The organism is Bradyrhizobium sp. UFLA03-84 (assembly GCF_002289535.1).
Lineage (GTDB): Bacteria > Pseudomonadota > Alphaproteobacteria > Rhizobiales > Xanthobacteraceae > Bradyrhizobium > Bradyrhizobium viridifuturi.
On the sequence record NZ_NSJY01000014.1, the window covers coordinates 344,676 to 366,834 of the forward strand.

Consider the following 22,159-nt stretch of genomic DNA (forward strand, 5'->3'; position numbering starts at 1 on the left):
CAAGTGAAGTATCTATCTCGCATTCTCGCGCTGTCGTTGCTGGCTGTTTGCGCCACCTCGCCGGCGTCGGCGGACGCCGCGCGCGCCCTGAAGATCGGCGTGCTCAACGACGCGTCTGGCCCTTATTCGGACAATGCCGGCGAAGGTTCGGTGACGGCGGCCAAGATGGCGGCCGAGGATTTCATGCGGCTGCATCCCGATTTCAAGGTCGAGATCGTATCGGCCGACCACCAGAACAAGGCAGACGTCGGCGCCGCGATCGCGCGGCGATGGATCGACCAGGAGAAGGTCGATGCGGTCGCCGATGTGCCGAACTCGGCCGTCGGGCTCGCCGTCAACGAGGTCGTGCGCGGCACCAAGGCGGCGCTTATCGCATCGAGCGCGGCGTCCTCGGATCTGACCGGGAAATACTGCTCGCCAAACACGATCCAGTGGACCTTCGATACCTGGGCGGCCTCGCACACGATCGGCGCCTATCTGGTGCGGCACGGCGGCAAGAAATGGTATTTCATCGCCACCGACAATGCGCTCGGCAAATCGATGGTGCGCGACGGGACGGCGGTGATCGGCGCCGGCGGCGGCACCGTTCTCGGATCGGTCAATGTGCCGATCAACAACGCGGACTATGCGTCGTTCATCCTGCAGGCCGACGGCTCGGGCGCCGACGTGATTGCCTTCGCGACCGCCGGCGGCGACACCGTCAGCCTGGTCAAGCAGTCCGCAGAGTTCGGGCTGAAGCAGAGCGGGCGGACCTTCGCGGCGCTGCTGACCACCACCAATGACATCGAGTCGAGCGGGCTCGCGGTCGGCGAGGGGCTGATCATCACCCAGCCGTTCTACTGGGACCTCAACGATGCCAGCCGTGCCTGGTCGGCCAGGTTCAGCGAGCGGCAGCACGGGCAGTCGCCGACGGCATTTCATGCCGGCGTCTATTCCTCCGTACTGGCCTATCTGAATGCGGCGCAGGCCGCCGGAACCAATGATGCGCAGGCGGTGATCCGCAAGCTGAAGGAGAACCCGATCGATGACGCCTTGTTCGGGCCGGTCGTGGTGCGTGCGGACGGCCGCGCCATCCACAACATGTACATCTTCAAGGCGAAGAGCCCGAATGCGTCGAAGAGCAAATGGGATCTGCTCGAGCAGGTCGGCGTGCTCACGGGCCCGGAGGCGTTCCGGCCGCTCGATCAGGGCGGTTGCTCGCTTGTCGCGCCTCCGGCCGGCAATTGAAGACGATGGTCGTGAACCCCGATCAACCTTTCTCAAGAATTATGGATGTCTCGCATGCTGGACCAGCTTGAAGCCGAATTCCCCGAGCATACGCCTCGTCCGGCCGGCGCGCCGAGGGCGCTTGAGGGAATCCGGGTGGTCGATTTCTCGCACTTCATCGCGGGTCCGTTCGCGACCATGATCCTGGCCGACATGGGCGCCGAGGTGATCAAGGTCGAAGCGCCTGGCCGGGGCGACGATCTGCGCCGGTATCCTCCGGTGCATCCGGACCTCAGGCACGGTGCTCCGTTCCTGTGGACCAACCGCAACAAGCGCAGCGTCGCTATCGACCTCAAATCCGCTGAGGGCTTGCAGGTCGCGCGTGAGCTGATCGCGACCGCCGACGTCGTCGTCGAGAACTTTTCGGCAAGCGTGATGGCGCGGCTCGGGCTCGACTACGAGAGCTGCCGCAAGATCAAGCCCGAGATTGTCTATTGCTCGGTGTCGGCCTACGGCCGTGACGGGGCGTTTGCCGACAGGCTCGGCTTCGATCCGATCGCGCAGGTTGAGAGCGGCTTCGTCTCGATGAACGGCTACGCCGACCGCGAGGGCGTGCGGGCCTTGTCGCCGGTGATGGATATCAGCACCGCGATGATGGCGAGCAATGCGATCCTGGGTGCGCTGCTGGCGCGCGAGCGCAGTGGCCTCGGCCAGGCCATCGAAGTATCATTGTTCGAGAATGCCGTCCTGATGACCGGGTATGCGACCATGCAGTCGCTTTTCAACAATGCCGATCCAAAGCGGAGCGGCAATACCAGTCCCGACACCTGCCCGTCGGGCGTGTTCCTGGCCAGCGATTGCTCGTTCTACATCAACTGCGGCAACGACAAGATCTTCCAGCGCTTGATGGCGCAGGTGCTCGAGCGGCAGGATCTCGCGGCGGCCGAGATTTACGCGACGGGTCCTGATCGGATCCGCCGGCGCGAGGAGCTGTTCGCGATTCTCGGCGAGGCGTTTGCCCGGCAGCCGTGGTCGCACTGGCAGTCACGGATGCGGGCAGCCGGCGTACCCTGCGGCCAGGTGCGCAGTGTCGGCGAGGCGATCCGCTCGCCGGAGGCGCGGGAACGCGGGATCGTCACGAGAATTCCGCACGAGACGATCGGCTGGGTGCCGAATGTGAACCTGCCGATCCGCTATTCGCGGACGCCGATCGTCGATCCCGTCGCGGCACCGGCCGTCGGCCAGCATACCGAGGGCGTGCTGCGCGAACTGCTCGGCTATGACGACGCGCGCATTGCGCAACTCGCTGGGGGCGGAGCTTTCGGTGGCCAGCCCTCGCGTGAGGCGGTCAAGGAGGATACCAAACCGTGACGGCGCGCGCGCGAGACGAGCGGACGCTGCGCGGCCGGGTCGCGGTCGTCGGGATCGGTGAGACCGACTATTATCGTCATGGCGCGTCTCCCGATCCGGAATTCAAGCTGGCGCTGAAAGCCATTCTGGCGGCGTGCGCGGATGCCGGGCTCGATCCCCGCGACATCGACGGGTTTTCCTCCTACAGCGACGATCGCAGCGAGGCGTCGCGGCTGGCTGCGGCGCTGGGCACGCGCCAATTGCGTACGGCGACGATGCAATGGGGTGGCGGCGGCGGCGGGTGCTGTGCGGCGGTTGCCAATGCGGCGGCCTCGATCGTCGCGGGCCTTGCCGATTGTGTCGTGGTGTTCCGCTCGCTGGCGCAGGGCCAGTATGGGCGGTACGGGCAGGCGGCCGGCATCCACACCGTTTCGGGCGAACGATCCTACTTGATGCCTTACGGCGTGCTGGCACCGCCGCAGCGGTTTGCGATGCGGGTGCAGCGCTACATGTACGAGCACGGCGTTCGGCAGGAGGCGTTGCGTGCGATCGCGCTCGCCTCCTACCACCACGCCCAGGCCAATCCGCGCGCGGTGATGTACGGCAAGCCGCTGGTGACCGAGAAGTACGACGCCTCGCGCTGGATCGTGGAGCCTTTTCATCTGTTCGATTGCTGCATGGAAAATGATGGCGCCGCAGCCTTGCTGCTTGTTCCGGCGGAGCGCGCCGGCGACTTCCGGCACAAGGGCGCCTATGTGCTCGGCGCGGCCTCCGGGTCCGGACATCGCGCGGCGGCGACGGCGCACAATGCGCCGTTCTACGCCACCGCGAGCTTCGAGACTGTCGCGCCCGATCTCTATCGCATGGCCGGGGTGGGGCCGTCAGATGTCGGCGTGGTGCAGGCGTATGAGAATTTCACCGGCGGCGTCGTGATGGCGCTGGCGGAGCACGGCTTCTTCAAGCCGGAGGAGGCCAACGACTTCCTGACCTTCGACAACCTGATCGCGCCGTCCGGGAAACTGCCGCTCAACACCAGCGGCGGCAACCTCGCCGAATGCTACATGCACGGCTTCGAGCTCGTCCTCGAGGCGGTTCGCCAGGTGCGCGGCACGTCGACCAGCCAGGCCCGGCGCAGCGACGTCGCGTTGGTCATCGGAGGCCCGATGGTCTCTCCCGCGAGCAGTCTCATTCTGGGTTCGGAGGCAACCCTATGAGCAACCCGAGCGCGCGCTATCTCCCGGCGGGTCTGCCGATCCCGGTTGCTGAACCGGACGGCCTATCTGCGCCTTACTGGGAGGGATTGCGTCAAGGCAAGCTGTTGGTGCAACGCTGCGGCCGCTGCAACACGTGGCAGTTCGGACCCGAGTGGCTCTGCCATCGCTGCCACGCCTTCGATCCCGCCTGGATCGAAGTCGAGCCGCGCGGCAAGATCTTCAGCTGGGAACGTGCGTGGCATCCGTCGCATGCGGCGCTCAGAGGCCATGGACCCTACATCGCGGTGCTTGTCGAACTGCCGCATGCCGGCGGCATTCGCATGGTCGGCAATCTGCTCGGCACTCCCGATCAGACGGTTGCAATCGGCGCCGATCTCGAAGGTGTGTTCGAGCATCACCCGGAGCAGGATCCGCCTTACTCGTTGCTGCAATGGCGGCGGCTGTAGGTTTCCCCGGAGTTACTATCCTGTTGCGCCCGATACGGGCAATCGATCGCGCGTCTACCGGAGATAGCTGGTCCAAGGACCGCTGCACCTGTGATCTGTCGCCGGTGACATCCGGTTTGCCTGCTTTCGCGTCAGCGTCGCTGACAGGATGAGCTGCGAGGGTCCTTGTCTCGCGGCAGATGACATGCAATCTTCCGCTCCCGGCAATGCTGTTCGAGAGCAACAAGAACAATAATCCCTCTCGTCCCTCCAATTCTGTCGAGGGCCTGATCATGTCGAATCCTACCCAAGCGACCTCCGCCCCGTGGCGGATAGGAGTCCTGTTTTCGCGAACCGGCTTCATGTCGGTCATCGAGGAAACCCAATATCAGGGCACGCAGCTTGCGATCGAAGAGGTGAACGAGGCGGGCGGAGTGTGCGGCCGCGAACTGGTTCCCGTCGCCTACGACCCCGGCTCGGACTCGGCCGCCTATGGCCACTACGCCAAACGGTTGATGGTGGAGGATCAGGTCAGCACTATATTCGGCTGCTACACCTCGTCGAGCCGCAAGGCGGTGCTGCCGGTCGTCGAACGGCTGAACGGCCTGCTTTGGTACCCGACGCTCTATGAGGGGTTCGAGGCGTCGCCGAACGTCATCTACACCGGCGCCTCGCCGAATCAGAACAGCCTCGCGCTGTGCCGCTATCTGATGGATACGTTCGGAACACGATTCTACTTCGTGGGTTCGGACTACATCTATCCGCGCGAGTCCAACCGGGTGATGCGCGAGCTGCTGAAGAGCAACGGCGGCTCGGTGGTCGGCGAGCGCTACGTCAATGTCTACGCGCGCTGGCAGGACTTCGTCCCGATCATCCAGGACATCAAGCGCGTCAGGCCCGATGTGATCTTCTCGACCGTCGTCGGCGAAGGCACCGTGTTCCTCTATCAGGCCTATGCCAATGTCGGGCTCGATCCGAAGCAGGTCCCGATCGCCAGCCTGACCACGACGGAAGCCGAAATCGCCGCCATGGGCTTCGACGTCGGCGAGGGGCACGTCACGGCGGCGTCCTATTTCCAGGGGGTCGAGGGCAGCGCCAACAACGCCTTCGTGCAGCGCTTCAAGAAGCGGTTCGGCGCCGACATCTCGACCAACATGTGCGCCGAGGCGTCCTATTTCCAGCTGCATCTGTTTGCGAAGGCGCTCGAGCAGGTCAATTCGCTCGACACCGAAGTGCTGCGCTCCATGGTGTTCGGCACCAGCTTCGATGCGCCGCAAGGTGCGGTTACCGTCAACCCGATGTCGGGGCATACCGATCTGTGGACCCGGATCGGACGCGCCAACCGCCAGGGGCAGTTCGATGTCGTCAGCCAGTCAAAAGAGCCGGTGCATGCCGATCCGTTCCTGATCGGATATGGTCGTGCAACGCAAACAGGAAGCGTCCAATGAACGAAATGTCGCGTAAGCCGCAGCTGAGCCGAGACGTCGGCGGACGCAAGACCATGGTTCAGGAACTCGCCGATCTCTCGGCCGTGGTGGTCGCACCGGTCGACGATCAGGTCGGCATGCTGCTGCGCGAACTGCAGCGATTCCGGATGCGGGTGCGTCAGGTCTGGCCGATGCCGGAAAGCGTTCCGGCCGATGCCGACGTGGTGTATTGCGAATATTCTCCTGACCTCGCGCGGCGCTTGCCGTGGATTCCCGGCGACGCGCGTTCCGCGCTGGTCGTGATCCTGCCGGCGACGGAGAGCGTGCACGCCGACGCGTTGTGTCATGCGACGCCGAACGCCGTGCTGCCGCGGCCGTTCACGCCGAATGCGGTGCTGTCGAGCCTCGTGCTGGCGCGCAGCCAGTTCGGTTACGAGCGGCGCCTGCGCAGCAAGATCGAGAAGCTCGACGACAATCTGCGTTCGATGCGCACGGTGGAACGCGCCAAGGCGATCCTGATGGCGACGCGGCAGATGCCGGAAACCGAAGCCTATGGCTTCATCAGGCGACAGGCGATGGATCGTCGCGTGTCGGCAAGCGCAGTCGCCGCGGCGATTGTTGACTCGTTCGAACTGCTTGGCTACGATCATCAACAGTAAGCCCCAATAGCGGGGCCGGCGGCGACAGCGCCGCCTTCGACACAACCGGCAACAAAGCCCTCCCAATGCTCGCGTAAGCGCGCATCGGGAGGGCTTTTTGTTTTTTCGGTCCTGAAGGGAGCTAAGGGATGAGCATTTCACGGCGGACTTTGCTGAGGAATACCGCGGCGCTTGGCGCATTTGCCGGCGCCGGACTGCCGCATATCTGGATCAAGAACGCCGACCTAGCTTACGCCGCAGGCGGCGAGATCAAGGTCGGCGTGCTGTTCTCGCTGACGGGTACGACCGCGATCATCGAGGAATCGCTGAACAAGGCGACGCTGCTCGCGATCGAGGAAATCAACGCAGCCGGCGGCATCAAAGGCAGCAAGATCGTTCCGATCGTCGAGGATCCGGCATCCGATCCGGCGACCTTCTCCGAGAAGGCGCGCAAGCTTGTCGTCGGCGACAAATGCGTCAGCGTGTTCGGCTCCTACACCTCGGCGAGCCGCAAGGCGGTGCTCCCGGTGTTCGAGCGGCAGAACAATCTCTATTGGTATCCGACGCTCTATGAAGGCCGCGAGTGCTCGAAGAACGTGATCTACACCGGCGCGGTGCCGAACCAGCAGCAGGATGAGTTCGTGCCCTGGCTGGTCAAGAAGTTCGGCAAGAAGTTCTATCTGATCGGATCCAACTACATCTATCCGAAGGAAGAGAACAACTACTGCAAGAAGCTGCTCGAGAAGCTCGGCGGCGAGGTCGTGGCGGAAGAATATGTGCCGCTCGGCCATTCCGAATTCTCTTCGGTCATCAACAAGATCCGCTCGACCCAGCCGAACGTGATCTTCTCCACCGTGGTCGGCGATTCCGTGGTCGCGCTGCATCGTCAGTACAAGGCCGCCGGCCTCGATCCCGAGAAGATGCCGATGGCCAGCCTCACGACGTCGGAGAACGAGGTCGCGGCGATGGGCGGTGAGGCCGCCGCGGGTCACTTCACCTCGGCGCCGTACTTCATGGTGCATAAGTCGCCGGAGAACGAGAAATTCGTCGAGGCCTACAAGAAGCGCTGGGGCGCCGACAAGGTGACGCATTTCGTCTCGGAGGCCTGCTACTTCCAGGCCTATCTGTTCAAGCAGGCGGTCGAGAAGCTCGCCACCAGCGACCTGACGCCGCCGAACATCCGCGACGCGGTCAAGGGCCAGAGCATGATTGCGCCGCAGGGCAAGGTCCAGATCGAGCCGGAGAACCTGCACACCTGGCTGTGGCCCAAGATCGCGCAGGCGAAGTCGAACGGCCAGTTCGAGATTCTCGTCGAGGCCAAGGAGTGGCTGAAGCCGGTGCCTTACGCGGCCTATCCCGGGCAGTCCTGTACCGAAAAGGGCCTGGTCGAGAAGAGCTGACGACGGGGGCTGACGAGGCCGTCGGCGTGCGGCGCCGGCGGCCGGCTCCCCGCGACGCCGCCTCTCGCGCGGATGCGTGCGGGCGGCAGGGCGCATCAAACGAACACTGCAGAGCGGATCCCGACGTGGACCAATTCATTGAACAAATCGTCACGGGCCTCAGCATCGGGTCGATCCTGCTGCTGGTCGCGCTCGGCCTGTCGATCATCTACGGCTCGATGGGCATCATCAATCTCGCCCACGGCGAGTTCGTGATGCTCGGCGCTTACGCGGCCTGGGTGTTCCACACCTATCTCGGGCTCGGCCTGCTGGCGAGCCTGGTTCCGATCTTCCTCGTGGTTGCCGCGTTCGGCTGGATCATCGAACGCTACGTCCTGAGCCTGCTCAACAACCGGCCGCTGGATACGATCCTCGCGACCTGGGGCGTCGGCATCATGCTGCAGCAGGCGGTGCGGCTGTCGGTCGGTAGCGAGCTGCGTTACGTGCAGCTGCCGCCGGCGCTGTCCGACAGCATGGACGTGTTCGGCATCTCGGTCTCGTCGTATCGGGTGTTCCTGTTCGTGGTGTCGATCGCGCTGTTCGGGGCGACCTGGTTGCTGATGAACCGGACGCCGGTCGGGATGAAGCTGCGTGCCATCATCCAGGACCGCTCGGTCGCCGCCTCCTTCGGGATCAACGCCAAGCGGGTCTATGCGCTGACATTTGCCTACGGTGCGGGCCTTGCGGGGCTGGCCGGTGCGCTGGTGTCGCCGCTCAAGAGCGTGTCGCCGGACATGGGCACCGGCTATGTGGTCGATGCCTTCATGGTGGTCGTGCTCGGCGGCGTGCAGAGCCTTGCCGGCACCGTGGCGAGCGCCTTCATCCTCGGCGAGCTCTCCGGCGGCATCGCCTTCCTGCAGAACGACACGGTGGCCAAGGCGATCGTGCTGCTCGCCATCGTCGTCCTCATCCGTTTCCGCCCTGAAGGGCTTTTCACCGCACGCGTGCGGGCCTGAGACAGATCGCTCATCTATGCCGTCGAATGCTCCTAACTCCAGCGGATTGCAGCGCCTGATCGCGCAGCTCGCACCGCTGCTCATTGTCTGCGCCGTGGTGTTCGCGCTCCCGGTGCTGCTCAACAACGACTTCCTGCTCAACAAGGTCGCGCGCTATCTGGTGCTCGGCATCCTCACGATATCGCTCGGGCTGTCCTGGGGCTTCGGCGGGATCCTCAATCTCGGCCAGGCGATGAGCTTCGGGCTCGGCTCCTACGCGATGGCGATGGCGCTGAAGCTCAAGACCGTTCCTGTGCACACCGGAGCAAGTGGCCTGCCGGACTTCATGGTCTGGAACAATGTTGCGCATCTGCCGTGGTTCTGGGAGCCGTTCCGCTCGCTGTCCTTTGCGATCGCCGCGGGCCTGATCGTGCCGGCGCTGGTCGCGGCGGCGCTCGGCTGGTTCATGTTTCGCGGGCGTGTGACCGGCGTCTACGTCTCGATCATCACGCTCGCCACCATGGTAGTGATCAATCTCGTGATCATCGACCAGCAGAGCTACACCGGCGGGTTCAACGGCATCACCGATCTCGCCCAGCTCGAGATCTTCGGCGTCGCCTTCGATGCCTATGGCCGCGCCACCTATTATCTCGTCGCCGGTTGCGTACTTCTCAGCCTGCTGGTCGCCTTTGCCTTCACCAAGTCCAAGGCCGGGCTGATCGTGCAGGCGATCCGCGATCATGAGAGCCGGGTGCGCTATTTCGGCTACGACGTCGCGCTCTACCAGATCTTCGTTTTCGCGCTGTCGGCGGCGATCGCGGGCCTGGCCGGTATGCTCTACACGGTCGTGATGGAGTTCGCTTCGCCGACCTTCCTCGGCGTGCAGCTATCGCTGTCAGTCGTGGTTTGGTGCGCCGTCGGCGGCCGGCAAAGCCTGGTCGGGGCGTTCCTCGGCGCCGTGCTGGTGGCGGGCATGCAGGGCGCGCTGTCGGAATCCGCGGCCTTCCTCGAAACCTGGACGCTGGTGATGGGCGCGCTGTTCGTGCTCGTCGTGCTGTTCCTGCCGAAGGGTCTCGCCGGCCTAGCGCAAGTCATCCTGCGCTGGATCGTGCAGCGCCGCCAGGCCGCCAGCGGCCGCGTCGCGCAAGGCGTCGGCCAGACGGAGGGCAGCACATGAGCTCGCATCTCGATCTCCGCGACGTCTCGGTCAGCTTCAACGGTTTCAAGGCGCTCAACGCGCTCAACATGAGCGTGCGCAAGGGCGAGCTGCGCTGCCTGATCGGACCGAACGGCGCCGGCAAGACCACGGCGCTGGACATCATCTGCGGCAAGGTCAAGCCGAGCAGCGGCACCGTCAGTTTTGACGGCACCGCGCTACAGGATCTCGAGGAATACGAGATCGCCCGCGCCGGCGTCGGCCGCAAGTTCCAGGTGCCGAGTGTGTTCCGCGAGCTCTCGGTCAGCGACAATCTCGAAGTGGCGCGGGCGCGCCGCACTTCCGTGCTGGGCAATCTGCGCTGGAACACCGGCAATTCCGGGCGCGAAGACATCGAACGCCTGGCCGAACTGGTCGGGCTCACCGAGCAGCTCGACCGGCCGGCGGCCTATCTGTCGCACGGCCAGACCCAGTGGCTGGAGATCGGCATGCTGGTCGCCCAGGACGCCGAGCTGATCCTGATGGATGAGCCGACCGCGGGCATGACCGCGCAGGAGACCCGCAAGACCGCCGAATTGTTCGCGCGGCTGAAGGGCAAGCACACGCTGATCGTGGTCGAGCACGACATGGGTTTTGTGAAAGCGATCGGCGACATCATCTCGGTGATGCATATGGGCCAGATGCTGGCTGAAGGCACCGCGGCGGAAGTGGAGGCACATCCGGAAGTGCGCCGCGCTTATTTGGGATCGGGAGGCATCAGCCATGCTTGAGCTGACCGACGTCGACGCGTTCTACGGCAACAGCCGCGCCTTGCAGGGGATCAACCTGATGGTCGGCAACGGCGAGTTCCTCTCGGTGCTCGGCCGCAACGGCGTCGGCAAGACCACGCTGATGCGCAGCATCCTCGGCCTGATGGACCGGGTCACCGGACGTCTTTCGCTCGACGGCGCCGACATCTCGCCGCTGCGGACCTATCAGCGCGCCAAGGCCGGCATCGCCTATGTGCCGCAGGGCCGCGGCATCCTGCCGAAATTCACCGTGCGGGAGAACCTGACGCTCGGCACCTTCGCAGCGAAATCAGCCAATGGCATCGAGGAATGGGTGCTCGAGCTGTTTCCGGTGCTCAAGGACTTCCTCAATCGCTACGGCGGCAATCTCTCCGGCGGCCAGCAGCAGCAGCTCGCGATCGCGCGTGCGCTGCTGGCCCAGCCCAAGGTCATCCTGCTGGACGAGCCGACCGAGGGCATCCAGCCAAACATCGTCCAGCAGATCGAGGACGTGATCACGCGCCTCAATCGCGAGCGCGGCATCACGGTCGTGCTGGTCGAACAGAATGTCGCGTTCGCGCGGCGTGCGTCTCACCGCTTCGCGCTGCTCGAAAAGGGACGCGTCGTCGCCAAGGGCGCGATCGGTGAGCTCACCGATGATCTCATCCAGCTGCACATGGCCGTGTAGCGGGAATTATCGTTCAAGAAAGGGAGTCGAGACATGTTGCATGGAGATATATCGAGCAGCAAGGACACGGTCGGCGTTGCCGTGGTCAATTACAAGATGCCGCGTCTGCACACCAAGGCCGAGGTGCTGGATAACGCGCGCAACATCGCCAAGATGGTCGAGGGCATGAAGCTCGGCCTGCCGGGCATGGATCTCGTGATCTTCCCGGAATACTCGACCCACGGCATCATGTACGACTCCAAGGAGATGTACGAGACGGCGTCGTCGGTGCCGGGCGAGGAGACCCGCATCTTCGCCGACGCCTGCCGCAAGGCCAAGGTCTGGGGCGTGTTCTCGCTGACCGGCGAGCGCCACGAGGAACATCCCAACAAGGCTCCGTACAACACCCTGATCCTGATGAACGACAAGGGCGAGATCGTCCAGAAGTATCGCAAGATCATGCCGTGGGTGCCGATCGAGGGCTGGTATCCGGGCGACTGCACCTACGTCTCGGAAGGGCCGAAGGGGCTGAAGATCAGCCTGATCATCTGCGACGACGGCAACTACCCGGAGATCTGGCGTGACTGCGCGATGCGCGGCGCCGAGCTGATCATCCGCTGCCAGGGCTACATGTATCCGGCCAAGGAACAGCAGATCCAGATCTCGAAGTCGATGGCCTGGGCCAACAACTGCTACGTCGCGGTCGCCAACGCCTCCGGCTTCGACGGCGTCTATTCCTACTTCGGCCATTCGGCGCTGATCGGCTTCGACGGAAGGACGCTCGGCGAGTGCGGCACCGAGGAGAATGGCATCCAGTACGCGCAGCTCTCGGTGTCGCTGATCCGCGACGCCCGCCGCAACATGCAGTCGCAGAACCATCTCTTCAAGCTGATGCACCGCGGCTACACCGGCCTGATCAACTCCGGCGACGGCGACCGCGGCCACGCGGTCTGCCCGTACACCTTCTACAAGAACTGGATCACGGATCCGGAGGGGACGCGGGAGATGGTCGAGGCCATGACCCGTCCGACCGTCGGGACGGATGAATGCCCGATCGAGGGTATCCCGAACCAGAAAGTCGCACATCGTTGATTTGAGAAGCCAGGCTGTGCCGGCGCGATCATGCGCCGGCACAGTTCTCAAAACTGTTGCAAGGGGAAGCGGGGGTTACCATGAACAGCCAAGCGAATAGCGGTATCGTTCACCAGACCGAGGGACAGATCGACGACCTTCTCGGTCATGAATTCGAGCACGAGCCGGTGCCGATCAGCGCCCGGCGCAGCGCCTTCTCGGTCACCATGGTGTGGCTGGGCTTTCCGATGATCATCACCGGCGCGATGACCGGATCGCTGCTGGTGCTGGGCATGGGGTTCAAGAATGCGCTGGTGGCGATGATCATCGGCAATCTGATCATGTTCGCCTATGTCGGCGCGCTCGGCCTGATCGGCACGCGGAAGGGCATGAACTTCGCGCTGATCGCCAGCATCGTGTTCGGCAAGAAGGGCTATGTGCTGGCGTCGGGCCTGCTGTCGACCCTGCTGCTCGGCTGGTATGCGGTGCAGACCGGGATCACCGGCGCACTGATCTCCTCGACCTACGGCCTCAACTATGTGGCGATGACCATCGTCGCCGGCGTGCTCTATATCGGGATCACGTTCGTCGGGGTGAAGGGATTGCACTATATCGGGCTGGCGTCGGTGCCGCTGTTCGTCGTGCTCGGCCTCTGGGTTGCCGCCGACGCAGCGTCGACCACGACGTCGGCTGCGATCTTTGGCTATGCCGGCAACAATGGCGTGGCCAGCATGTCGATGGGCGTCGGCCTCACTGTGGTGCTGGCGCTGTTCATCGACGCCGGAACGGTGACTGCGGACTTCAACCGCTGGGCGCCGAGTCCGGGAGCGTCGCTGTTCGCCACGTTCAGCGCGTTTCCGTTCGCCAACCTGGTGGCGATGCTGGTCGGCGGCGTGATGACGGCGGCGCTCGCCGTGCCGAACGCCAATCCATTCGGTGTCGACAACATGTTCGGCTTCATGAACGGCAAGCAGCTGACCTGGCTCAGCATCCTCGCCTTCATCTTCCTCTACACCAATCTCGGCTCGGTTTGCTCTCACTGTCTTTACAATGCGGCGACCGGCTGGTCGCGCATTCTCGGCACCAACATGCGGCTGATGGCCGTGATCCTCGGCGCCATCGGCATCGTCGTGGCGGCAGGCAACGTCTGGGCGTTCTTCATCCAGTGGCTGTCGCTGCTCGGCATCCTGGTGCCGCCGATCGGCGCCATCATCCTGGTCGATCAATATCTGCTGCGCACCGAGGCGCGTGCGGATGTCGACTGGCGCGCGAAGCCCTTCATTGCCTGGGGCATCGGGTCGCTGTGCGCTTTTGCGGTTGAAAACCTGATGCCGGGGCTGTCCACTGCGATCTCAGCCGCGCTGGTCGCCGGCATCGTGTACGGGGCGATCGCGCGGGTGGACTCCTCGACCGAAAAGGTGGCGCGTCCCGCCTAAGCGATCAGCTCAATCAAGCAAGAAGGGTACATCAATGAGCGTCGACTATCAGATCTATGATCTCGGCAATTTGACTTTGCAGCGCGGCGCGACCCTCCGCGACTGCAAGCTTGCCTACAAGACGTTTGGCCAGCTCAACGCGGCCAAGGACAATGTGATCGTCTATCCGACCTGGTACTCCGGTCAGCACTACGACAATGAATGGCTGATCGGGCCGGGCATGGCGCTCGATCCGGCGAAGTACTTCATCATCATTCCGAACATGCTGGGCAACGGCCTGTCGTCGTCGCCGAGCAACACGCCGGAGCCCTATAACGGACCGCGATTTCCGCAGGTGACGGCCTATGACAATGTTCGCGCTCAGCACCGGCTGGTGACCGAGAAATTCGGCATCAAGCACATCCGCTTGGTGGTCGGATGGTCGATGGGCGCGTTGCAGACGTTCCATTGGGGCGCGCTTTACCCTGACATGATGGACCTGCTGGCGCCGTTCTGCGGCTCGGCGAAATGTTCGCGGCACAATTATGTGTTCCTCGAAGGCGTCAAGGCTGCGCTCACGGCGGACGCCGCGTGGAAGGAGGGCTGGTACACCGACAAGCCGGCCCGCGGCCTGCGCGCCGCCGCGCGGGTGTATGCGGGCTGGGGCTTCTCGCAGGCGTTCTATCGCGAGCAACTCGACATCAAGACGATGGGCTATTCGTCGCTGGAGGATTTCCTGGTGGCGTTCTGGGAGGGCTTCTTCCTGCCGAAGGATCCCAACAACTTGCTCACCATGCTGTGGACCTGGCAGAACGGCGACATCAGCGCCAACGAGATCTACAACGGCGACTTCAAGGCTGCGCTGCGGGCGATCAAGGCCAAGACCTATGTCATGCCGGGGCAGACCGATCTCTACTTCCCGCCTGAAGACAGCGAGAACGAGGTCGCGAACATGCCGAACGCCAAGTTCGTGCCGGTGCCGTCGATCTGGGGCCACTTCGCGGGCGGGCCGGGGACGAATCCGGTCGATGTCGCCTTCATCGATGGCAAGCTTAGGGAATTGCTCGCATCGTGATCTCGAACGATTGCGAACGGCTGCCTGCGCGATCATGGGAGGCGTGAGCTTGTCCAATCCCGCTCTGCTGCTCGACCAGTACCGCATCCGGCAGGAGCCGTATTACCGGCCGCTTAGGGATGAGGTCGAACTGTTCGGTGCGGCCTATGCGAGCCGTATGCCGGTGATGCTGAAAGGCCCCACCGGCTGCGGCAAGACCCGCTTCATCGAGTACATGGCCTGGCGGCTCGGCCGTCCGCTTATCACGGTCGCCTGTCACGAGGACATGACCGCGGCGGACCTGGTCGGGCGCTGGCTGCTCGATGCGGAGGGAACGGTGTGGAGCGACGGGCCGCTGACCACGGCCGTTCGTCTTGGCGCGATCTGCTATCTCGACGAGATCGTCGAGGCGCGTCAGGACACCACGGTCGTGATCCATCCTCTGACCGACGACCGCCGTGTGCTGCCGCTGGAAAAGCGTGGCGAGCTGATCCACGCCCATTCCGACTTCCAGCTCGTGATTTCCTACAATCCGGGCTACCAGAGTGCGATCAAGGACCTCAAGGAGTCGACCAAGCAGCGCTTTGCGGCGCTGGATTTCGGCTATCCGGACCGCTCGGCGGAGACCGAGGTGGTGTCGCGCGAGGCCGGCATCGAACCGAACCTTGCCGATCTCCTGGTGAGGATCGCGCAGCATAGCCGCAATCTGAAAGGTCAGGGGCTCGATGAGGGCGCGTCGACCCGGATGCTGGTCAATGCCGGCCGCTTGATCGGCTGCGGCATCAGCCTCGAGAAGGCCTGCGAGACCACGATCGTGGTCCCGCTGACCGACGATGCGGATACCAGGAACACGTTGCGCGACGTGATCTCGGCCTCTGCGTGAACGGGCGCTCACAGGTGGCCGTCGCGCAAATCAGTTCGCTCGATAGCTTCCGGTCCGGACGCCGGCTCGCGGCGCTGCTGCGCGGCCACGATGAGATCGGCTCGGCCGTGCAGGCGGCGCGGGCCGCATTGCAACGCGCAGGGTCGATCGATCACCTCGCGGCCTGGGATGAGGTGGTGCACGTCCTGTTCGACGCCAATCTTGGCCACGCCGTGGTCTTGGTCTTTCTGCAACTGTCGGAGCAATGGCCGGCGCAGCGGTCGACCGATGATCTGATCGCGATCGGGCGCGCCGCAGGCGATATCGGCCGCGGCGCCGGCAGCCGCGCCGCTCATGCGTTGCTGATCGAATTGTCCAAGGTGCTGCCGCGGCTTGTCGGTGCTGGAGGGCTCACCGCCGTTCTCGCCGCGCTTGGCCAACTCGCAGATGGTGGCCCGGAATCGGTGGGCCTTGCGATCGGCCGGCTGGAGCCGCTGCTCGCGCACGCCGGCGGTGAGGATTTCGCCGCCTGGGTGTCTGCCGGCTTGCGCGCGAGCGGCGGCCGGGCATCGCGGCGGCGCGCTTATTTCGCGCTCGACGATCCGCTTTCGGCACGGCTGTTCGCCGTCGGTCGCACCGGCGATGATTTTGCCCGGCTCGAGAAGCGTCTCGCTGCAACGACGCTTGCGCTGTGGAACAGAAGGCCGCGCTTCCGCAAGCTTGCCATGGCACCGACGCCGGTGCCGCGGCGCACTTCGCTCGCCGTCGGCTTCATCGGCCTCCCGGAGACCTTTCCCGGCTTCGCGGGCGAGGCGGCGGACACGGTCTATCTCGCGGCGGTCGCGCATGCCGGAGCCCACTTGGTGCATTCCACTGTGCGCTTTCCCGTGGGACGGCTGAAGGCGTTGCAGATCGCGCTGGTCTCGCTGATCGAGGATGCCAGGGTCGAGACGCTGGCGCTGCGCGAGATGCCCGGGCTGCGCCGGCTGTGGCTGCCGTTTCACAGCGCGACGCCCTCCGGTCAGGCAACCGCGGCGGGACTGATGATGCGATTGGCGCGGGCGCTGATCGATCCCAACTATCAGGATCCGGATGCGTGGGTGACCAAGGGACGACAGTTGTTTGCCGATGCCGCCGGCCGCTGCACGGATCCCGCCATCAGCCGCGAGATCGGCGGACTGCTCGGCAACGACATCGGGCAGATGCGGCTGCAGTTCAACGCCAAGAGCTACGTCGTCGAACCGGCGTACCGCGACGACAATCTGGCGCTGTGGGATTTTGGCGATCAGCCGGACAGTCCGACCGAGACCATCGAACTTGCGGTCGATTCCGTGCGCGTGGAGCGTCGCGAGGACGCCGATGGACAGTCCACCGACGACAACGCAAGGCCCGACGAGACGCTGCGTGCGAAGGCCGCCGCGGTGACGCTGCTCGACGGATTTCCGGTCGCGACCTATCCGGAATGGGATTATGCCGCGCGGACCGAGCGGGCCGACTGGACAACGATCCTGGAGGCTGATGCCGTCGTCTCCGCGCGGCCGTTCGAACTGCCGACGGACACCGAGACGACCCGCTGGATCACGCGGTTGACCAGCGACGCCTCGATCGGCCGCCGGATCAGGCACAAGGCCCAGCGCGACGGCGAGGCGCTCGACATCGACGCGGCGATTGCGCTGACCATCGAGCGTCGCGCCGGCAGCATCAGCGAGCCAAGGGTCTACCAGCGCGATGCGCCGGGACCGCGTGATCTCGCCATTCTGCTGCTGCTCGACCTGTCGCAATCGACCGCCGACCGCGACCGCCGTGGCCGCACGGTTCTCGAGGTCGAGCGCAAGGCGGCCGCGATCATGGCAGCGGCGGTCGAGGCCGCCAATGATGCGATCGCGGTGCATGGCTTCAGCTCCGACGGCCGCGAGCACGTGCGCTATCTGCGCGTCAAGGGCTTTGAGGAGCCGATGGATGCCGTGGTGCGCTCGCGTCTCGCGGGGCTTGGCAGCAGCCATTCCACCCGGCTTGGTGCGGCCTTGCGCCACGCCGGGGACTACCTTGAGGGACGACGCGCGTTCCGCAAGGTGCTGCTGGTCCTCACCGATGGCGAGCCGTCCGACGTCGATGTGCCGGATCCGCAATATCTCGTGGAGGACGCGCGCCGGGCCGCGCAGCAATTGCGGCGGCGTGGCACCGATATTTTTGCTTTCGGTGTCGGAGAACACCGATTTCCCCAGCTCGATCGCATTTTCGGCGAGCGCCATGCGCTCCGGGTACCGCGCATCGAGGTGCTGCCGCACCGGGTGATGCAGCTCTACGCGGAACTGAAGAAATAGAGAGTGCCGCCGTCGAGCTGCCGGCCACCTCCCGCGCGCCTACGCACCGCTGTCTTGTCGATTGTGCTTTTTTGATCTGTCTTTGCCCGTTGAGCCGGTGCCGACCTCGCGATGGGACAAGAGAGCCTGTCCGCCTCGGCGGCGCGCCCCGAGCGAAGCCTCGGACACGGCGGTGGCCGCGACGGTGGTGGTGATGAGCAGAAGCGTCGCGGCAGCGACAAGCAGAGCCAGTACGATCCGAACAGCGCCTTTCAGGTGATCGGCGACGGCCAATTGACGGCGGAGCAGATGAAGAAGCTGACGCCGGACGAGCGGCGCCAGGTTGTGAACTAATGCATGATCCGGAAACGTGCGAAGCGGTTTTCCGAAGAGACCATGCTCAAACAGAGAGCTAACGCGCGATGGCCTGACGTGCAGGTTCCGCCTCATCTCGCCCCGCATTTGCGGGCGGGCGGCGCTTTGCACGATTTCGGAATATTAGAAGAATATCCCTGAGTTGCCCGACGTGTCAAGCTGCTCTATCGAGCGCCCGCAGCCCCCGGGCTCCTTTGCATGGGGTTGTTTTCGATATTTTTGGCAGCGCGCACCTGCGAGGCGGGCATCGGGGACACCGGCTAGCCGGTCGCCCGGGGCAGCGCGCCCTTTGCCGTGATCTCGGCCGAGAGCTCTTCGATGGTCTTGCGCTGTTCCATCGCGGTTCGCCGGATCAGCGCGAAGGCTGCCGGCTCGGCCAGGGCATGCGTGTGCATGACCTGAAGCACCGCGGCGAGCACGACGCGCCGCGATCGAAGGCGCTGGTCGAGCTTGACGATCTGCTGCTTCAGCTCGTTGGTGCGCTCGCTTCGTTCGAACGCCAGCACCAGTGCGGCATAGATACCGGCCGAGCGCAGTGGCTTGACCAGGAACGAGGCCGGATCGAGGTCGAGCACCAGCTTCAGGCGGCTCGGCGTCTCGGTGCCGAGCAGGGCGATCACCGGGCTTCGTCCGAGCGCGGCGCGCTGCGCCGGTGAGGTGAGCGGCAGGAACTCGTCGTCGATCAGCGCCACATCCGGCCGGCAGTCGATCGTGGCGCCGGGCTCCCAGCTCACGATGTCGATCCCGAGGCGCTCGAACTGGCGCCTGACGATGGTGGCGTCGCGCTCGTCCCTGATGGCAACGAGTGCCTTGCGCCCGCGCAGCGAAAATGACGACGGCTTGCTCATTTCACCACCCGCAAATGCGGCGCATTCGGCAACGTTCCATCCCTGGCGGGGCTGGCGGCGATGTCGAGCTGCGTCAGATAGGGATCCGGCTTAACAGGAGCTTCAGCTTCCCAGAAGATGTCGAACTGTCCTGCGGCGTTGGAGACGGCCAGCCGCGGCGTCAGGACGCAGTGGTTGTTGCTGCCGTCGATCCAGACCGGACCTTGCGGCGAATTGTAGCGATGGCCGGCCGCGGCACGCCGTACCTCGCCGATATCGGAGGTCCCGGCGCGTTGTAGCGCGCGGGCCAGCAGATAGACCGCGACATAGGCGGATTGCCCGTCCACCGACGGGCTGGAGTGCTCGCCGTGACGCGCCTTCCAGCGCGCGACGAAGGCCTGGTTTTCGGGCAGGCGAATGCTTTCGAAATAGGCCGACGAGGTGATGCACCCGGCCGACGCGGGGCCGGCGATCTTCAGCTCGGGCTCGCACAGGCTGCAGCTCAGCATCGGGATGTCGAGACCCGCAGCCGTGGTTGCCGCATGGAAGGCGCGAATGAAGTCATAGCTCGAGCTGCCGACCAGCGTGTTGAACACGACCGGCGGCCGGCGCCGCACGATCTCGTCGACGATGTGCGTGACCGCACTTTCGCCGAGCTCGAGCAGGCGTTCGGCGAGGATCTTTCCCCGCGCCGCCGTCACCAGCTCGCGGGTGACGCGGTTGGTTTCCCAGGTCCAGACATAGTTGGAGCCGACGCAGAAGATCTCGCGCGACAGATTGTCGAGCACGTAGCGCACCAGCGGCAGCACGTTGTGGTTGGGCGAGGCGCCGACATAGATGACGTTGTCAGAGCACTCGAACCCCTCGTAACGCGCCGGATACCAGAGCAGGCGGTCGGTGCGCTCGACGATCGGCAGCACCTGCTTGCGCGACGCCGAGGTGTAGCAGCCGATGATGTGCTCGACCCCGACATTGCGAATGAGGTCGTCGCAGACCGTATGGTACTCGGAAATGATTCCGCGGGGATCGCGGACATGCGCTGATATCGCGAAGTCGAACTCGTCCTGCTCGTTGATCTCGTCGACCGCCATCATGGCGCTCTTCAGGATCTCGCGTCCCATGGCCTGATAGGGCCCATGCTGCGAGCAGATAATGCCAACGGGAATGGACGGCTTGGTCATCGAGGACTTTCGGTTCAACGCGCGAAGGAAATCATCTTCGCAGAGGTCGGTGCAAGAGGTCATGCCGATTTGCTGCGCATGCACCTTGCGAAATTTGTGCAGCCAGCCTCGTTGACAACGCGCTGCACACCTCCTTAGAATTTTCTCCTACAGGGCTTCCTGTCGAACCTTGCGCGCGTCGATCTGGCCGATGACGTCCCGATCGCCGCGCAGAGTGCTCCGTTCGATCACGGTCCCTTGCGATAGATCATAGCCGCGGCATTTGGGCCATTCGTCACCTTCGTTTTGGAGGGGCGGGTGGCTTTTTGCTTTTGCCGCCGAACAATTTGGCGACACGCCCGTGTCGTCAAGCCGGAGGCGCATGCGCGGCGATGGGCAGTGCCTGCGCGTGCGTCGTGCCAAATGCGGTGCCAAGTGCGGGGAAGGGAAACGATGCCGACGACGGAACTTCACTATCTCGGGCTGATCGAGATCGGACAGCAAATCCAGTCCAGGAAGCTCTCGCCGGTCGAGGTGACCAGGGCGATGCTCGGACGGATCGAGCAGCTCGACGGCAAGCTCAAGAGCTACGCCTACGTGATGGGCGAGGCGGCGCTTGCCGAAGCCGCAGCAGCGGAGAAGGACATCGTATCCGGCAAGATCAAGGGGCCGCTGCACGGCGTGCCGATCGCGGTCAAGGATCTGTGCTGGGCCAAGGGCGCGCCCGCCGCGCACGGCATGACCATTCATCGCGATTTCCGCCCGAGCGAGGACGCCACGGTCGTGGCGCGGCTGAAGGAGGCCGGCGCGATCATTCTCGGCAAGCTGCAGCAGACCGAGGGCGCCTATGCCGACCATCATCCGAAGATCGATCCGCCGAAGAACCCGTGGAACGCCGATCTGTGGTCCGGCGCGTCCTCGAGCGGTTCCGGCGTCGCCACCGCCGCTGGGCTTTGCTTCGGTTCGCTTGGAACCGATACCGGCGGGTCGATCCGCTTTCCCTCGGCCGCCAACGGCATCACCGGATTGAAGCCGACCTGGGGGCGCGTCAGCCGTTACGGCGCGTTCGAACTCGCGGCGACGCTCGATCACATCGGCCCGATGGCGCGTAGTGCTGCTGATTGCGGCGCGATCCTCGCTGTGATTGCGGGCCAGGATCCGAAGGACACCACGTCCGTGCCGTTGCCGGTGCCGGATTATCTCGCGGGTCTCACCGGAGATCTGCGCGGCGTGTCGATCGGCGCTGACCGGCGCTGGACCAGCGAGGGCACCGACGAGGCGGCCGGCAAGGTGCTCAGCGAAGGTCTGCGGGTGGCCGCCGACCTCGGTGCCAAGATCAAGGACATCACGTTCCCCGATCCGAAGGCCGTGATCGAGGATTGGTTCCCGCTGTGCGGCATCGAAGTGGCCGTTGCGCATGAAGAGACCTATCCCGCACGCAAGGACGAATACGGCCCGGCGCTTGCCGGCTTGCTCGATCTCGGCCGGGCGCAATCGGGCCTGGACTATCAGAAGATCGTGCTGCGGCGCGAAGCGTTCCGCGGCGCGGTGCGGCTGCTGTTCGAGACCGTCGATCTCATTGCGGTTCCGGCACAGGCATTCGCTGCGCCGACATTGGCCAAGATGGCGGCGCTCGGTGAAGACCCGTCGCTGATCACTGGGCTGCTGCGCTTCACCTGTCCGTTCGACATGACCGGCAGCCCGACCGTGACGCTTCCGGGCGGCTTCGCCCCGAACGGCGGCCCGGTCGCCTTCCAGTTCGTCGGCCGTCATTTCGACGAGGCGAGCCTCGTGCGGGCGGGCGATGCCTTCCAGCGCGTCACCGACTGGCACAAGCGCCATCCCGCGATCTGAGCCCAAGGAGCTGT

At 64.6% G+C, this 22,159-nt stretch carries 20 protein-coding genes; 18 read left to right on the plus strand and 2 right to left on the minus strand.

Annotated features, from left to right (window positions below; genetic code table 11):
* Window positions 1-3: 3 nt before the first annotated feature.
* The 17 genes from CK489_RS23260 (at window position 4) to CK489_RS23340 (ending at window position 18,283) form a co-directional block, all read left to right on the plus strand.
* The gene (locus CK489_RS23260) at window positions 4-1,227 is read left to right on the plus strand and encodes an ABC transporter substrate-binding protein (RefSeq protein WP_095733943.1); all 1,224 of its coding nucleotides are present in this window, start codon (window positions 4-6) and stop codon (window positions 1,225-1,227) included.
* Between the two features lie 54 nt (window positions 1,228-1,281).
* Window positions 1,282-2,577, plus strand: a complete 1,296-nt coding sequence (locus tag CK489_RS23265) for a CaiB/BaiF CoA transferase family protein (RefSeq protein WP_095733944.1) — start codon at window positions 1,282-1,284, stop codon at window positions 2,575-2,577.
* Window positions 2,574-3,770 carry a thiolase C-terminal domain-containing protein gene (locus tag CK489_RS23270; protein ID WP_095733945.1) on the plus strand — a complete coding sequence of 399 codons (1,197 nt, stop codon included), beginning with the start codon at window positions 2,574-2,576 and terminating at the stop codon, window positions 3,768-3,770. Before CK489_RS23265 ends, CK489_RS23270 begins: the two co-directional genes overlap by 4 nt.
* The gene (locus tag CK489_RS23275; RefSeq protein ID WP_095733946.1) at window positions 3,767-4,216 is read left to right on the plus strand and encodes a Zn-ribbon domain-containing OB-fold protein; all 450 of its coding nucleotides are present in this window, start codon (window positions 3,767-3,769) and stop codon (window positions 4,214-4,216) included. The genes CK489_RS23270 and CK489_RS23275 overlap by 4 nt, the downstream gene beginning before the upstream one ends.
* 272 nt (window positions 4,217-4,488) lie before the next feature.
* Window positions 4,489-5,643 (plus strand): transporter substrate-binding domain-containing protein, encoded by a 1,155-nt coding sequence (locus tag CK489_RS23280; RefSeq protein ID WP_198961004.1) that lies wholly within the window; start codon window positions 4,489-4,491, stop codon window positions 5,641-5,643.
* Window positions 5,640-6,281, plus strand: coding sequence for an ANTAR domain-containing response regulator (locus CK489_RS23285; RefSeq protein WP_050627886.1), 642 nt, complete (start codon window positions 5,640-5,642; stop codon window positions 6,279-6,281). Before CK489_RS23280 ends, CK489_RS23285 begins: the two co-directional genes overlap by 4 nt.
* Before the next feature lie 128 nt (window positions 6,282-6,409).
* Window positions 6,410-7,660: a transporter substrate-binding domain-containing protein gene (locus tag CK489_RS23290; RefSeq protein WP_245350484.1), complete on the plus strand. Its 1,251-nt coding sequence runs from the start codon at window positions 6,410-6,412 to the stop codon at window positions 7,658-7,660.
* A gap of 125 nt (window positions 7,661-7,785) precedes the next feature.
* Window positions 7,786-8,655, plus strand: a complete 870-nt coding sequence (urtB, locus tag CK489_RS23295; protein ID WP_050627888.1) for an urea ABC transporter permease subunit UrtB — start codon at window positions 7,786-7,788, stop codon at window positions 8,653-8,655.
* Window positions 8,656-8,671: 16 nt separating this feature from the next.
* Complete coding sequence (urtC, locus tag CK489_RS23300; protein WP_095733949.1) at window positions 8,672-9,811, plus strand: urea ABC transporter permease subunit UrtC; 1,140 nt, start codon at window positions 8,672-8,674, stop codon at window positions 9,809-9,811.
* The gene (gene urtD, locus CK489_RS23305; protein WP_050627891.1) at window positions 9,808-10,560 is read left to right on the plus strand and encodes an urea ABC transporter ATP-binding protein UrtD; all 753 of its coding nucleotides are present in this window, start codon (window positions 9,808-9,810) and stop codon (window positions 10,558-10,560) included. Before urtC ends, urtD begins: the two co-directional genes overlap by 4 nt.
* Entirely contained in the window at window positions 10,553-11,245 is a 693-nt protein-coding gene (urtE, locus tag CK489_RS23310) for an urea ABC transporter ATP-binding subunit UrtE (protein ID WP_095733950.1), read from the plus strand. The genes urtD and urtE overlap by 8 nt, the downstream gene beginning before the upstream one ends.
* Window positions 11,246-11,278: 33 nt before the next feature.
* Window positions 11,279-12,316 carry an aliphatic amidase gene (locus CK489_RS23315; RefSeq protein ID WP_095733951.1) on the plus strand — a complete coding sequence of 346 codons (1,038 nt, stop codon included), beginning with the start codon at window positions 11,279-11,281 and terminating at the stop codon, window positions 12,314-12,316.
* A gap of 80 nt (window positions 12,317-12,396) precedes the next feature.
* Entirely contained in the window at window positions 12,397-13,731 is a 1,335-nt protein-coding gene (locus CK489_RS23320; RefSeq protein ID WP_095733952.1) for a purine-cytosine permease family protein, read from the plus strand.
* Window positions 13,732-13,765: 34 nt separating this feature from the next.
* Window positions 13,766-14,785 (plus strand): alpha/beta fold hydrolase, encoded by a 1,020-nt coding sequence (locus tag CK489_RS23325; protein ID WP_050627893.1) that lies wholly within the window; start codon window positions 13,766-13,768, stop codon window positions 14,783-14,785.
* Window positions 14,786-14,834: 49 nt separating this feature from the next.
* The gene (locus tag CK489_RS23330; RefSeq protein ID WP_283806270.1) at window positions 14,835-15,647 is read left to right on the plus strand and encodes a CbbQ/NirQ/NorQ/GpvN family protein; all 813 of its coding nucleotides are present in this window, start codon (window positions 14,835-14,837) and stop codon (window positions 15,645-15,647) included.
* 14 nt (window positions 15,648-15,661) lie between these two features.
* On the plus strand, window positions 15,662-17,950 hold the full coding sequence (locus CK489_RS23335; RefSeq protein WP_143278205.1) for a nitric oxide reductase activation protein NorD: 2,289 nt from the start codon (window positions 15,662-15,664) through the stop codon (window positions 17,948-17,950).
* 111 nt (window positions 17,951-18,061) lie between these two features.
* The gene (locus CK489_RS23340) at window positions 18,062-18,283 is read left to right on the plus strand and encodes a hypothetical protein (protein ID WP_095733954.1); all 222 of its coding nucleotides are present in this window, start codon (window positions 18,062-18,064) and stop codon (window positions 18,281-18,283) included.
* 281 nt (window positions 18,284-18,564) lie between these two features.
* Here the strand turns inward: CK489_RS23340 and CK489_RS23345 are convergent, their stop codons facing one another.
* Window positions 18,565-19,152, minus strand: coding sequence for an ANTAR domain-containing response regulator (locus CK489_RS23345; RefSeq protein WP_095733955.1), 588 nt, complete (start codon window positions 19,150-19,152; stop codon window positions 18,565-18,567).
* The gene (locus tag CK489_RS23350) at window positions 19,149-20,312 is read right to left on the minus strand and encodes a transporter substrate-binding domain-containing protein (RefSeq protein WP_050627899.1); all 1,164 of its coding nucleotides are present in this window, start codon (window positions 20,310-20,312) and stop codon (window positions 19,149-19,151) included. The genes CK489_RS23345 and CK489_RS23350 overlap by 4 nt, the downstream gene beginning before the upstream one ends.
* A 432-nt stretch (window positions 20,313-20,744) precedes the next feature.
* On the opposite strand from CK489_RS23350, the gene CK489_RS23355 reads away from it, so the two are divergent.
* Window positions 20,745-22,145 (plus strand): amidase, encoded by a 1,401-nt coding sequence (locus CK489_RS23355; protein ID WP_095733956.1) that lies wholly within the window; start codon window positions 20,745-20,747, stop codon window positions 22,143-22,145.
* The last annotated feature ends 14 nt before the right edge of the window (window positions 22,146-22,159 follow it).

What these genes read in the sequence shown, in the direction of transcription:
- CK489_RS23265 (WP_095733944.1), top strand. Translation starts at nt 1,282, where the DNA reads ATGCTGGACCAGCTTGAAGCCGAATTCCCCGAGCATACGCCTCGTCCG.
- CK489_RS23275 (WP_095733946.1), top strand. Translation starts at nt 3,767, where the DNA reads ATGAGCAACCCGAGCGCGCGCTATCTCCCGGCGGGTCTGCCGATCCCG.
- CK489_RS23280 (WP_198961004.1), top strand. Translation starts at nt 4,489, where the DNA reads ATGTCGAATCCTACCCAAGCGACCTCCGCCCCGTGGCGGATAGGAGTC.
- CK489_RS23285 (WP_050627886.1), top strand. Translation starts at nt 5,640, where the DNA reads ATGAACGAAATGTCGCGTAAGCCGCAGCTGAGCCGAGACGTCGGCGGA.
- CK489_RS23290 (WP_245350484.1), top strand. Translation starts at nt 6,410, where the DNA reads ATGAGCATTTCACGGCGGACTTTGCTGAGGAATACCGCGGCGCTTGGC.
- urtC (WP_095733949.1), top strand. Translation starts at nt 8,672, where the DNA reads ATGCCGTCGAATGCTCCTAACTCCAGCGGATTGCAGCGCCTGATCGCG.
- urtD (WP_050627891.1), top strand. Translation starts at nt 9,808, where the DNA reads ATGAGCTCGCATCTCGATCTCCGCGACGTCTCGGTCAGCTTCAACGGT.
- urtE (WP_095733950.1), top strand. Translation starts at nt 10,553, where the DNA reads ATGCTTGAGCTGACCGACGTCGACGCGTTCTACGGCAACAGCCGCGCC.
- CK489_RS23315 (WP_095733951.1), top strand. Translation starts at nt 11,279, where the DNA reads ATGTTGCATGGAGATATATCGAGCAGCAAGGACACGGTCGGCGTTGCC.
- CK489_RS23320 (WP_095733952.1), top strand. Translation starts at nt 12,397, where the DNA reads ATGAACAGCCAAGCGAATAGCGGTATCGTTCACCAGACCGAGGGACAG.
- CK489_RS23325 (WP_050627893.1), top strand. Translation starts at nt 13,766, where the DNA reads ATGAGCGTCGACTATCAGATCTATGATCTCGGCAATTTGACTTTGCAG.
- CK489_RS23340 (WP_095733954.1), top strand. Translation starts at nt 18,062, where the DNA reads ATGGGACAAGAGAGCCTGTCCGCCTCGGCGGCGCGCCCCGAGCGAAGC.
- CK489_RS23345 (WP_095733955.1), bottom strand. Translation starts at nt 19,152, where the DNA reads ATGAGCAAGCCGTCGTCATTTTCGCTGCGCGGGCGCAAGGCACTCGTT.
- CK489_RS23350 (WP_050627899.1), bottom strand. Translation starts at nt 20,312, where the DNA reads ATGACCAAGCCGTCCATTCCCGTTGGCATTATCTGCTCGCAGCATGGG.
- CK489_RS23355 (WP_095733956.1), top strand. Translation starts at nt 20,745, where the DNA reads ATGCCGACGACGGAACTTCACTATCTCGGGCTGATCGAGATCGGACAG.